Annotated in this window: 11 protein-coding genes; 2 read left to right on the top strand and 9 right to left on the bottom strand. The window is 46.4% G+C overall.

What is annotated here, in order from left to right; all coding sequences use genetic code 11:
• Positions 1–25: 25 nt before the first annotated feature.
• From EXU85_RS35985 to EXU85_RS14605, 3 genes are all read right to left on the bottom strand, one after another.
• Positions 26–148, bottom strand: coding sequence for a hypothetical protein (locus tag EXU85_RS35985; protein WP_256366042.1), 123 nt, complete (start codon positions 146–148; stop codon positions 26–28).
• A 459-nt stretch (positions 149–607) separates the two neighbouring features.
• Positions 608–2,062: a hypothetical protein gene (locus tag EXU85_RS14610; RefSeq protein ID WP_142772796.1), complete on the bottom strand. Its 1,455-nt coding sequence runs from the start codon at positions 2,060–2,062 to the stop codon at positions 608–610.
• 698 nt (positions 2,063–2,760) lie between these two features.
• Entirely contained in the window at positions 2,761–3,330 is a 570-nt protein-coding gene (locus tag EXU85_RS14605) for a DJ-1/PfpI family protein (protein WP_142772795.1), read from the bottom strand.
• Positions 3,331–3,536: 206 nt separating this feature from the next.
• Here EXU85_RS14605 and EXU85_RS14600 point away from each other — a divergent pair, with 206 nt between their 5' ends.
• Positions 3,537–4,457, top strand: coding sequence for an EamA family transporter (locus EXU85_RS14600; protein ID WP_142772794.1), 921 nt, complete (start codon positions 3,537–3,539; stop codon positions 4,455–4,457).
• Between the two features lie 107 nt (positions 4,458–4,564).
• Here the strand turns inward: EXU85_RS14600 and EXU85_RS14595 are convergent, their stop codons facing one another.
• Both EXU85_RS14595 and EXU85_RS14590 read right to left on the bottom strand, forming a co-directional pair.
• Positions 4,565–5,341: an SDR family NAD(P)-dependent oxidoreductase gene (locus EXU85_RS14595; protein WP_142772793.1), complete on the bottom strand. Its 777-nt coding sequence runs from the start codon at positions 5,339–5,341 to the stop codon at positions 4,565–4,567.
• Between the two features lie 85 nt (positions 5,342–5,426).
• Positions 5,427–6,761: a sorbosone dehydrogenase family protein gene (locus EXU85_RS14590; protein ID WP_142772792.1), complete on the bottom strand. Its 1,335-nt coding sequence runs from the start codon at positions 6,759–6,761 to the stop codon at positions 5,427–5,429.
• A 226-nt stretch (positions 6,762–6,987) separates the two neighbouring features.
• Here EXU85_RS14590 and EXU85_RS14585 point away from each other — a divergent pair, with 226 nt between their 5' ends.
• Positions 6,988–8,346, top strand: coding sequence for a sorbosone dehydrogenase family protein (locus EXU85_RS14585; RefSeq protein WP_246859560.1), 1,359 nt, complete (start codon positions 6,988–6,990; stop codon positions 8,344–8,346).
• Positions 8,347–8,516: 170 nt separating this feature from the next.
• Here EXU85_RS14585 and EXU85_RS14580 read toward each other — a convergent pair whose 3' ends face one another.
• The 4 genes from EXU85_RS14580 to EXU85_RS14565 form a co-directional block, all read right to left on the bottom strand.
• Positions 8,517–10,223: an IlvD/Edd family dehydratase gene (locus tag EXU85_RS14580; protein ID WP_142772791.1), complete on the bottom strand. Its 1,707-nt coding sequence runs from the start codon at positions 10,221–10,223 to the stop codon at positions 8,517–8,519.
• Positions 10,224–10,403: 180 nt separating this feature from the next.
• Positions 10,404–11,123, bottom strand: coding sequence for a hypothetical protein (locus tag EXU85_RS14575; RefSeq protein WP_142772790.1), 720 nt, complete (start codon positions 11,121–11,123; stop codon positions 10,404–10,406).
• A gap of 6 nt (positions 11,124–11,129) precedes the next feature.
• Complete coding sequence (locus EXU85_RS14570) at positions 11,130–12,245, bottom strand: lactonase family protein (RefSeq protein ID WP_142772789.1); 1,116 nt, start codon at positions 12,243–12,245, stop codon at positions 11,130–11,132.
• 228 nt (positions 12,246–12,473) lie between these two features.
• A complete protein-coding gene (locus EXU85_RS14565) occupies positions 12,474–12,752 on the bottom strand; it encodes a SelT/SelW/SelH family protein (RefSeq protein ID WP_142772788.1) in 279 nt (92 codons plus the stop codon).
• Positions 12,753–12,759 lie beyond the last annotated feature (7 nt).

The following is a 12,759-nucleotide window of genomic DNA, read 5'->3' as shown; positions in this document are numbered from 1 at the left end:
AGAGTTCTTTGGTGGACACGCCGAACTACTTAACGTGCTGTTTAGGATCGTCGCCAACGGCCACCACGTGGAATTGCGAACCCACATCGATACCAGCTACCCGCTGGTGAACGACTGGCATAGCCAGATAGGTATCCTGCTTTTTCATGCTTAAGAGGGGTTAACTGTAAACAAAAAAGCTATCAGCGGACTATCAACTATAAACAAAAGTAGGATGTACGGGGTAACGGCTATGACCGTTCCACCAGTGGCATGTTCAGGGCATCCGCTTCTAATCTGAACCGGAAAACAGAAAGTCAAATCGGGAGGTTGGCCGGGTTGTTTAGCACCAACAAAAGAGACGATCTTCCTATAAAGGGCTACTGATAAGTCTCTAAAGGTAAAACAGGTCAGCCCTTATTTTTCTCATGCGTTTTTGTGTATGTGTTCGCCTGCGAACTTAGCGGAGGTTGGGCTGCAAACCCTCCTGCGTGACGTGCATCTTGTCACACGGCAGTTACCCACATTGATACGGAGCAAATGAATAAAATAAGGGCAGAATTGCCAATTTGACTTATTATTTTGCTGTTCACAATTTATTACTTATTTGATAGTTAAGCTACCACTATCAAGTATCTTCACCATCAATGCTCGTTTCTTCTTCCTTCTTTTTACTCTCAAATCCGTCTTCAATTTTCGCAGCTTTAGCATCTATATTCTTCTTAGACTGGCTCTCAAACATTGCTGCAATTTTACCCATTCCTGGGATACCTTCTAATTTATCTATAGCTATCTGAAACTTATAGCTTTGTTCCAAAGCTTCCATGATAGGATGATCTGAGGAATTATAATTTGAAATTAATTTACCGGGATTTTCGGATGAAATCTGTAAGAAACTAGATAGAAGTCTGAATTTTAATTCTTCGGACTGCTCTTTGTCGACAATACTTGCAATTTGATTAGACAAACCCTCATAAGTCTTGCTTAAAACTTCTTTATGGGTATATTCCTCTATTAACCTCTTTGATAAATTCAGTTTTTTGCTGGCGGAGTAAGTAAACCATAGTGCCGGAACATACATGGGTACAATAGCTAAAACTAATCTTGGTAGTCTAAGTATCACTTCCTCAAGCGAGATTCCTTTAAATAGCGACCAAATACTTACTGCAACTGGCAATAAGCTAACTCCTATTAATATATAGATCCCTTTTGTGAAATTATCTTGCAAATTTTGTGATTCTTGTATTTCATCTTGTCTTTTACTGGAAAAAGCTGCACTTAACCCCGCTGTCAATGCTCTTGGTAATAAGCTGTCTATTTCTTTATTTATTTTTTCATACTTAGATTTATGTCCGTTTTCAAAATCAGTATACTTGGACTCATAACTAGAATTAATTTGATTTATTTTATCAAACGTTTCCTTGATATCTAATGAGATCTTTTGATAGGATTTTTCTAGCTCATCTTTAAGCCCTTCCACTTTAGTTGTTTCGTTATCTTCATCGGTTTGCTGATAGCCAAATATTTCTCTGTATATATCATCTATCTCTTTCTTTCTTTTATTTAGCGCTATTAAACTTACGTTTGATTTTTCAACGTTTTCTTCAACTTTTTTTATGAAATCCGAAATTTCTTCAAGATTTTCATCAATATCTGGATATTTTGAATAAAAATTTTCGAATTCAGACAATTTTGAGTCGACTAAATTAATCTTCTCCTTATATTCAGAAGCTATCTCAACCAAAGAGTTAAATGTAGCTGTTATTTCATCTCTCAAGTTATCTATGCTTATTTTTATATCTAGTATATTGTCTTTCGTCTGAACGGATGATGAATACTCAGAATTTATTTTATTGACAATATCTTTAGCCTCTTCTAGTCTTAATTCGCTTTTATTTTTATATTCTGCCGCTTTCTTTGAACTGTTTGCGGCTTCTTTTTCCGAGTCAGAAGCTTTTTTTCTTATTTCATTTTGAAGTTCTTTTACAAACGATTCAAGTTTTACCAGTCGATCCCAAGTTTTAGACCTTTCATCGTCAAGGTATTTAATTTGTTCTGTTTTGCCCCAGTCGAAAATGCCCATAATATTGCTTAGAAAATAATTTAACTCTTCCGTGGTTCATTTGTACGCCCCCTTTTCTGTGGCTTCCTAATACTTAAATACTTCATGTCGACCAATTTTTACATTAAAGCCTGAAGCTCAACAACGCACTTCATCCGCTGATATTAGGCTGCAAATACCGGGGCGTTTCTCGTGTCGCACACGAGTTGCCCAACTTGCCCAAGCCCGAAATGCAGGACGTTTTTTGTGTCAGACGTAACCCGCCTAAGGAACAAAGATCCGACCGCTAGGACGTACTGCCTGTCGCCGAGACGCTGGTACACGAGAACTTTAAAGACCCGCCACCCAACATATTAATGGACGACAAACCGAAGAACTACAATGCACTGATTATCAATCACGTTTAATTCCGCTGAAATTTAGATTAGTTGTTGAGATGGACAATGCAAGAGTAATCTATTGCTACCGTTTAGACTATCTCCCCGAACAAATTGTGAACCCTTTCCAATGACATGCACTACCTATCAACTACGTCAACAATCCAAGGCAACTGATACGGCCTAAAGGTAAAGTGACAGTCTATTCCTTACAATGGGGAAATTACGTGTCTTTTACGGGCAATTCAACGACAAAATCCGACCGTTTCTGTCTTCTTTGAAAGGGTGTAAAGAAGGCAGAAACGGTCGGATTCGTCAATACGGCAACAGCTTTTAAATTGACTACTCCGCTACAAGTTCTGCATGTTTGAGGCAGGCAAAGACTTCGCGGTAGAACTCGGGGTGTGATTGCCAGGTCTGGCCCGTTACTATATTTCGGTCGCGGATGGCCTGCTGGGTCGAATACGTGCCACCACCCATCTCGATTTCGGTGCGTACATGTTCGTAGGCGGTTAGATTTCGGTTGCTGGCTAAACCGGCTGTGACCAGGATCTGGATACCGTGGCAGATAGCAAAGACCCATTTGCCCTGCCGGTCAAACTCGCGCACGACCTCCAGTAGCACGGCATGGTTACGCAGGTATTCGGGGGCGCGACCGCCCAATAGCAGAATGGCGTCGTAGTCGTCTACGATCACGTCCTCTATAGCCAGATCTGAGGCCAGACAATAGCCGGGGCGCTCTATATAGGTATCCCAGCCGGGTTCAAAATCGTGCATCACCAGGTTGAGTCGGCGTTTGCTGGGTGCGGCAATCACGGCCGTGTCGCCTTCTTCCTGAAAGCGGTGAACGGCGTAGAGGGTTTCATAACTTTCGCCACCATCCCCGGTGACGATCAAAATTTTGCGATTCATGGATGTAAGAATTTAGAACCTACTTGTTAAAACAGCCAGTTTAGCCAGCTAAACAACCAGAAGCCAACAACCGGGCCCGTCCTACCTACCAAATAATATTCTGCTTAGATTTTTCATAACCAATCTTAGAAATAGCGAAATAAAACCGTGTAGCGGAGAAAAATGCCCGGTTTTGGTGTTATCTCAGCAGAAGTACCTCGTGTTATATGCAAGCCGTTTCCTCTCCTGTTACAAGTACCCCAACCCGCCTTACTCTTTGGGGGAATCTAGTCTCTGTGTATATCCTCTGGGGGTCGACCTATCTGTTCATTCATTTCATGACCGAGCAGATGCCTCCTTTATACATGGTCTCTGTTCGTTATCTGATTGCCGGGTCAATTCTGTATAGCTATGCCCGACTAACGGGTACGCCTGCTCCTACCCGGCAGGAATGGCGATCGGCAGGTATTATTGGCGTACTGCTGCTTACGATTGCCAATGGCTGTCTTTCGGTAGGACTTCAATATATTCCGAGCGGTATGGCGGCTCTGCTAGGTGGCTTATTGCCTGTTTACCTGCTTACCCTAAACTGGTTCGCATTTGGGCGCCAACGCCCAAGTAATATGGCGCTGGCTGGCCTGGTCATTGGCCTGATCGGGATTTATCTGCTAATTAAGCCGGATAACTTACAGGGTGCAGGTGGTATGGACTCGAAACTGATTGGCGTAGGGCTGGTGGCAGCCGGCAACTTTGCGTGGGCCATTGGTACACTGATGGCTCCGCGACTTTCGTTGCCATCCGGCACGATTTCGAGTGGTATTCAAATGATTGTAGGCGGGGTTGCTACCTTGATTCTCAGCCTGCTACTGGAACCGGTTACCCCCTTAAGTATTCTGGATGCACCAGCAAAAGCAATTGGCTCAATGGTCTATTTAATCATTTTTGGCAGTATCATCGGCTTCTCCTCCTACGCCTGGCTGGCACGGAATGCCACTCCCCAATTACTATCAACCTATGCCTTTGTGAACCCCGTTGTGGCTATGCTTCTGGGCACCTTATTTGCGGGAGAAATCTTTTCAAGCCAGTCGTTTATCGGCGCTATCGTTGCTCTGGTGGGGGTTGTGTTGATTACACTGGGGAGGAAGTAGTGAAGTGAGTGGAATAGGTGGAGTAAGTGGCTAGCCCGCATTAACTCACTCCACCTATTCCACTCACTTCACTTACACCACTTACTTCACTCACCCCACCTACTCCACTAAACCGGTGGCGGGCTTACACTTGTCCAGCCGCCATCAACAACTAGGCTTTGGCCGGTAATGTGTCGGGAGGCAGGTGCGATTAGAAACAGGGCCGCGTTTGTTATGTCGTCTACAGTGGCGGGTCGCCCCATGGGTGTAATTCTCGACCAGATGGGTATGTACGACGGGTCGTCTAATGTACGCTCGGTCAGTGTGGCACCGGGGGCAATCGCATTTACGGTAATACCGAGGGGCGAAAAATCAATGACTAATTGCTTGGCCAACATTTCAAGCCCAGCTTTCGTCATGCTATAAACCGGTAAACCCGGATGCGCCTGGTGCCCCACTACGGAAGACATAAACAACACACTCCCTCCTCTCCCCTGTTCGCGCATTTGTCTGGCTGCGGCCTGTGCCAGAAAAAAGCTACCTCTCAGATTCAAATCCACAATTTTCTGAAAGGCCTCCGGCGTCGTTGTGAATATGTCGCCGAAGATGGTAATCCCCGCGTTGGCAATCGCGATATCGACAGATCCGAACCGACTGACCGCCGTTTCGACCATCTGCTGAATAAACTGCACATCGGAGGCATCGCCGGGATACGCTTCGCACTGGCCCGATCCATTGGGTGGAATAGCTGCCCGAATCGTTTTAGCCGCTGTATGAGCTAGTGTGTCATCATAATCGTTGAGCAATACATTGGCTCCCTGTAGGGTTAAGGCTTTGGCAATAGCGAAACCAATACCGGTTCCGGCTCCGGTAATCAGAGCAGTCTGTCGGGCAAAATCAGTCATGCAACAAAAATCAGGGTTAAGGATGGATCGATGCGAAATTTAGGCGAAATTTCATCCTAAAGATGCATACTCAGCAGTGCTTCTCTTAAAACGATACACGCCCTCCACTACTCAAGAACAACTTCCCTCTTATTGTCAGCGACTTAATCTGAGTTGCCTGATTTACGGAAACGGTGTGCTCTGGCAAGATAATAACCTCATCCTCCATCGCTGGCAGGCAATTGCAGTTCCAGGTTGTTAAGCTGGTCCAGCTTCCACTCTGCTTGCTGGCAATTGGTTCATCGGTAAGATGATAAAGTACACCATCCGACATAGAGAGTACGTACAACTCGCCATTTGGCCCTTCGCCAAATGATACGGGACTTGTTAGTGTGGTTATCGGTTGGCGAATATTCTGATACGTGCCATTACTCTCCCGTTTCAGGGTCCAGAAGGTGCCCCGTGCATAATCTCCATACACATACCAACCCTGCAAATTCGGATAGGCGCTTCCCCGGTAAACAAATCCACCCGTAATGGATGCAATTTGCCCTGAATTATGACCCGCATAGTCTAACAATGGCATATGGTAAGTTGCATTGGTAGAACAAGTTGAATTATAGGGATGGCTGCCTTCAAAACAAGGCCAGCCATAATTCTGCGGAGCCGGAGCGTTAGCCGCCGTAAAGTTCAGTTCTTCCCAGTCATCCTGCCCCACATCACCCAGCCAGAAATCGCCGGTTTGGCGATCAAAGCTCCAGCGCCATGGATTACGAAGGCCTAGCGCATAAATCTCATCGGGTACGCCATCTGTCGGGCTGGCATACGGATTTGTGGGGGGAATCGTATACGGATTTCCATGATCCACATCAATACGAAGCAATTTCCCATACAGGTTTTGAAGGCTCTGCGCTAGTTTGTTCGGATCGCCGATTGATCCCACCAGACCGGGCGACGAATCGCCTGTTGTTATGTAGAGATAGCCATCAGGGCCGAAACCAAGCCGACCCGATCGGTGTCCACCCAGCGGATTGGTGTAAGGAACCGTAAAAAGAATTAATTCTGAAGCCGGATCAGCCTGATCGGGATTTGTGCTTTTTCGGGTATAGCGGGCAAATACAGAAGCTCTGTCGCCAGTCCGACAATAGTGAACATAGATATAGCCGTTCGTGGCATAATTTGGATGCAACGTTATCCCAAAAATACCCTCCCAGGTTGCATCGTTAATTTTTGTATTGATATTCAGAAACGAGTTAGTCTGAATCACTCCATTGCGAATTAACCGTATCCTTCCATCTGTTTGTGACACCAGGAATTCCGTTGGACTTAGAACGACAACATCAGTGGGCCGATATAAGCCAGTGGCTTCCAAGGATAACCGTAGCTTAGGTGTCTGGGCAATTAATTTTGAGCTAACCAGAATGATCAAAAAAAGACGCATGATCCAGGTATACAGTTGGACAGTTTGTTGAAATGCCCACAAGTTCAATGCCGGACGATAAGGCCATAAGCGTGATGTTTATGATTATTTAGTAGAAGGTATTCTTCTTTGTAAGCCATTTAAAACGGCTGCTTCGTCAACTCGATTGTTCAGCCAGGTTCAGGTCATTAACCAATCCGGCGTACTTTTTGCTGCTACATAGTCACGAACAATCAGTGAATAAATCGTGCCAACTACCTTAAAGTTACACGACTCCCACCCGCTAAAAAGTAAGTCGATGGGTAGAAGTAGTGTCTATCTCATTTCCCTTCTCTGCCTCGCCATTGAAACAGCAATTGCTCAAACTTTCCCCAACAGCTTTACACAGGTAGCTGTAGCCTCCGGATTAACTAAGCCCACAGTTGTTCAGGCGGCACCTGATGGCCGACTTTTTGTTGCCCAGCAGAACGGCAATCTGCGCGTTATCAAGAATGGAGCCCTATTAGCCGATCCATTTTTACAACTCACCGTTGATTCAAATGTGGAGCGTGGGTTGCTAGGTATAGCGTTCGATCCTTCTTTTACTACCAATCAATACATCTACCTCTACTATACTGTACCCACTAGTGGAACAGTTGCTGCGCATAATAGGATCAGTCGATTTACAGCTAATAGTGATGTGGCAAGTATTGGCAGTGAGCTCATTCTTTTAGACTTAGATCCACTTAGTGCAACCAATCACAACGGGGGTTCGCTGGCGTTTGGTCCCGATCAAAAGCTGTATGTAGGTGTAGGGGATAATGCAAATCCGCCTAATTCCCAGAATTTAGATAATTACTTAGGCAAAGTATTACGGATTAATCCAGATGGCAGTGTGCCATCCGGGAACCCGTTCTCAAGCGGTTCAGAAGCCAGAAAACGTATCTGGGCGTATGGCTTACGAAATCCGTATACACTAACCTTTCAGCCAGGAACAGGTCGCTTTTTCGTCAACGATGTTGGTCAGGAGAACTGGGAGGAAATCAATGATGCCACCACTGGAGGGCAGAATTTTGGCTGGCCAATCGCAGAAGGAATTAGCGCTAATCCTGCTTTTTCGAACCCATACTATGTGTATCCGCATAGCGGCCCTGATATTGGCTGTGCCATTACGGGGGGTACATTTTACAATCCACCCATACCCGCCTACCCGTCTTCATTCGTTGGCAAGTATTTTTTTCTGGACTATTGCATCAAATGGATCAGAGTGCTGGATGTATCAGGCCCAGCATCCGTTAAATCACCGTTTGCCGATTACCTAACGGGCTTACTCGTGAGTTTAACCGTGGGTACAGATGGAAATTTGTATTACCTGAGTTACAATGAAGCCAAACTCTTTAAAATAATCTATAGGGGTGAAACCTGTCAGACTACTAAAAATGGCGACTGGCATGATTCCGCCATCTGGTCGTGCGGGCATGTGCCAATCATAAGCGATCAGGCAGTTGTACGTCATGCTGTGACTATAGGAACTGGTTTAACCAGCTTAGCCAGACAGATTACGTATGAACCAGGTGGGCAACTAACCTTTTTGAGCGGTCAGCAATTACGATTAGGGCTATTATAGTCCCACTGATTTGTAAACCAGTTAACGGTTAATAGGTAGTCTTACCCATGCAGAGTTTTTTATATTCGGCATTATTTGGCTCCCAAAGTTCAATCTTGTTTCCCATTAAAGGTTTTCGGTTGGCTGACGCGTCACCCAACCGAAAACCATAAACTGAAAACCTTTAACGGTTAATGCGAATCCCGCTTTACTTCACTTCCAGAGCCACCGCGGAGAAAATCAAAATCTGCGCCTTCGTGGGCCTGTGTTACGTGGCGGATATACAGGTTGACATAACCACGATCGTAGCCTAACTCGAGGGGCTTAAAATGAACCAATCGTCCCGCCAGTTCTTCATCGGACACATGCAGATGTAGACTCCGATTGTCAACGTCGAGCGTAATCAAATCGCCATTCTGCACCAGGGCCAGGTTCCCGCCAACCGCCGATTCGGGCGATACGTGCAACACAACCGTTCCGAAACCAGTACCACTCATGCGACCGTCCGAAATGCGAACCATGTCGTGAACACCCTGTGCCAGAATTTTGGCGGGTAGCTGCATATTGCCGACTTCCGGCATGCCCGGATAGCCTTTTGGCCCTACATTTTTCAGAACCAAAACACAGGTTGGATCAACATCCAGATTCGGATCGTCGATACGGGCTTTGTAGTCGTCGATATCCTCGAATACAACCGCCCGACCCGTATGCTGCATCAACGCGGGCGACGCAGCCGACGGTTTTATTACGGCTCCATTCAAACAGAGATTACCCCGCAACACCGCTATCCCCGACTCAGGTTTAAATGGCTGCTCAACCGATGCTATTACGGCAGGGTCGTAGCATTGGGCTTCGGCGCAGTTTTCGCCGATTGTCCGGCCATTCACCGTCAACGCATCGTTATTAAGTACATTGCGCAGTTCACGAATAATAGCGGGCAACCCACCGGCATAAAACAGATCTTCTACAAAATGCTCACCAGACGGTTGCAGGTTAGCCAGTAACGGAATTTTAGCCGATAAGGTATCGAAATCATCCAGCGACAAGTCAACGCCAACTCGTCCGGCAATGGCCGTTAAATGCAGGATGAAATTGGTAGAACCGCCCAGAGCCGCATTAATCATAATGGCATTCTCAAATGCCTGCCGGGTTAAAATCTGTGAAGGTTTTACGTTTTCTTTCACCAGCTCAACCATCCGTACACCCGTCATATGCGCCAGTACTTTCCGGCGCGAATCGGCTGCGGGAATGGTGGCATTGTCAGGAAGGGCCAACCCCAGCGACTCGACCATGGCCGCCATTGTACTCGCTGTACCCATTACGGCACAGTGTCCCTGGCTACGGGCCATACTGGCTTCGGAAGCCACAAAATCGGCCTGGCTCATTTCCCCCATTTTGTAGGCTTCGGCAAAACGCCATACATCGCTGGTACCAATTTTCTTACCCCTAAACCGACCAGCCAGCATTGGCCCACCCGATACCACCATTGTTGGAATATCGACACTACAGGCACCCATGACAAGCGAAGGCGTGGTTTTGTCGCAACCACACATCAGGATAACACCATCAATAGAATTACCCCGAATACTTTCTTCAACGTCCATACTGGCCAGATTACGGAACAGCATGGCGGTCGGCTTTATCTGACATTCGCCCAGCGACATTACCGGAAACTCCAGCGGAAAACCACCGGCTTCCCAGACACCTCGTTTAATGGCTTCGGCCAGCTCACGGAAGTGCGCGTTGCAGGGCGTTAATTCCGACCAGGTGTTACAGATACCAATAACCGGTTTCCCCTCGAACTCATGATGCGGGAAACCCTGATTTTTCATCCAGGCACGATAAATAAAGCCGTCTTTTCCGGTGCGGCCAAACCAATCTCGGGAGCGTAATGGCATTTTTTTGTAAGCAATGATTCGTGGTTAGTAAAGTCGCCTTTGCACCCATTATACTTTTGGTAAGGCTTTTATCCTGCGATTAGTCAATGGGGCCAACTAAGCCTGTGTTACCAGCCGATATAGCTGGCTACTACTGCTGGAGTAGAGTATGTTAACGGGTAGGTAGCAGTCCCAACTCGTCTATTTTCCTTGGCCTACCCGAGTCAAAACCAGGTCATACGCCCCGAACAAACGCTTATCTTTTCCAATTGTCAACCTGACAACTGGATAGTTTTGTTTCCTGGCCCAATCTTGCCAATACGACTCGTTCATGGCTGGGTCGCGTTCAAATACCATCTGTATGGCACGTGCGTTATAGCCCACTGCGTTCGTATTGATATGAATATGTTGCGGAATCGTACGTCCATTGTATTGGATAGGGTAGCTGGCGGGCCGAATCGTTTGAAACAAATAATTCCCTGATTTATCGGTCGTTATAAACCCAAAAAGGCGGGGGTCGTTTTCGCTCATCTTTTTCGAAACCGAATCCGACGGTGCGTAGTAACCGTTATTATCGGCTTGAAAAATAGCCAGTTGAACAGTAGGAATTGGTTTGTTCTGCTCATCGACTACGCGTCCGCTGATGATGATTTTTTCGCCTTTTTCAGTATCTGTACAGAGTTTCTCCGTTGACCAGTGAGCGTGTTTTTTAAGGCTATCTCTAATCTTACTCCGTTCTTCGGCAGTTACTTGCAGATAGTGCTCAGTTATAATAAAATGGAGTGAATCATAAACGGCATGTGTGACGTGTGGGGTTAGTTGTGCCCTTAACGTATTGATTTTCTCTCCCCATTTCTGCGCCTGACAGACCAGAGGCAGGCAAATTGCCCAAACGAATAGATAGATGGTGGGCTTCATCATTCTCTCTTAAGGAATAAATTTCAGGCAAACGGGCATTGACACCGCAATCTCTTTCCCCGTGGGCGTCAATTTGCCGGTTTGTTTATCCCGTTTAAAAATGGTGATGTTATCCGAATCCTGATTGGCCACCAGCACAAAGTTGCCAGTCGGGTCAATTGCGAAATTGCGGGGCGTTTTACCATTCACCGGCTGATGATCCACGAGGGTGAGTTGCCCGGTTTTGGGATCGATACTAAAAATCGTCAGACTCTCGTGGGCACGATTAGAGCCGTACAGGAACCTCCCATCAGGTGATATATGAAGATCGGCAGCCCATTTGCGACCAGTGTACTCTTCGGGAAGCAGCTTTATTGTCTGGATGGTTTCTAAGGCCCCACTTTTATAGGTGAAACCCGTAATGGTGGCACCCATTTCCTGAATAACATAGGCAAACTTCCCAGTCGGATGAAACGTAAAATGGCGCGGACCAGAGCCTGGGGTGACGGCCGTGAATGGTGGATTACCCGCTGCGAGTTGTCCCGTTTTTGCATCCAGTGCGTAGGTCATTATTTTATCGGTTCCCAAATCAGGTACAAAGACGTCTTTGTTATTGGGGGCAATATTGATGGAATGCACATAGGGTTTCGTCTGTCGTTCGGGGTCGATACTTTTGCCTTCGTGCTGAATAACCTGGCTCACTTTACCGAGAGAACCATCCGCTTTAGTAGGTAATACACTAACGCTACCGCTCGTGTAGTTGCCCACAATTACCCACTTGCCCGTTTTGTCAACGGCTATATGCGCTCCTCCTTTTCCGTCCGAAGCCTCAGAGTTGAGCAGGGTTAGTTTGTGTGATTCTTTATCAATGGAGAAGGCACGAACAGAATCACCGGTGTTACCCCCATTCGCATACAAAAAGCGGTGGTCAGTAGAAATTGCCAGGAAACAAGGGTTTGTAACCCCTTTGGCAATGCCCACCGGCGTGAAATCGCCCGTTTGAGTATTGAATCGGAATACATAAATACCCTCGCTGGTTTTACGGGTGTAGGTACCCACATAGAGGTAGTAATCAGGACTTTGTGCGAAGTTAAACTGGCTCATCAAACACAAAAATCCAGCCAGCAGTACGTACTTTATAGGCATTGTATAGGTCTTAAACGGTTAAACGAACAGAATTGGCTCATTTAGTTTTTGCAGGAACAGCTTCCATTACTAAAGCATCTGCCGTGTTCAGAGCTACTCCTCCTTCCTGTGCGGTTTCACCCGGCTTTTCTATCCCTAAGCGGTTCAGGTTTACCAAATCCTCTTTTCTCTGCTGGCTTATGCTTCCCTCCTCAGTAAAATCAACTGTTTTCTGTTCAACACAGACCCTTATTTTCGATCCGAATGGCCGAGGTCTTTTTCAGGATTCACTACATCCCGAACAAGTTGTTTCAGTTCTTTTATCTCCGGGAACCGACCCGCTACTTTTCGATCAAAGATTGTCTGCTCATCGACCCGGACAGAAAAACGCCCACTACATTCAGAAGGGTGTAGCAACACGCCGTGAATATCATCCGTGAACGTAGTCAGTAATTCCTGCGCCATCCAGGCTGACCGAAGTAGCCAGCCACATTTGGGGCAGTATTCCAGCGTGATCGTAGGTTTCATAGGCATA

Source organism: Spirosoma sp. KCTC 42546 (assembly GCF_006965485.1).
GTDB lineage: Bacteria > Bacteroidota > Bacteroidia > Cytophagales > Spirosomataceae > Spirosoma.
Note: the sequence above shows the minus strand (reverse complement) of the source record. Positions and strands in the feature narration are given on the sequence as shown.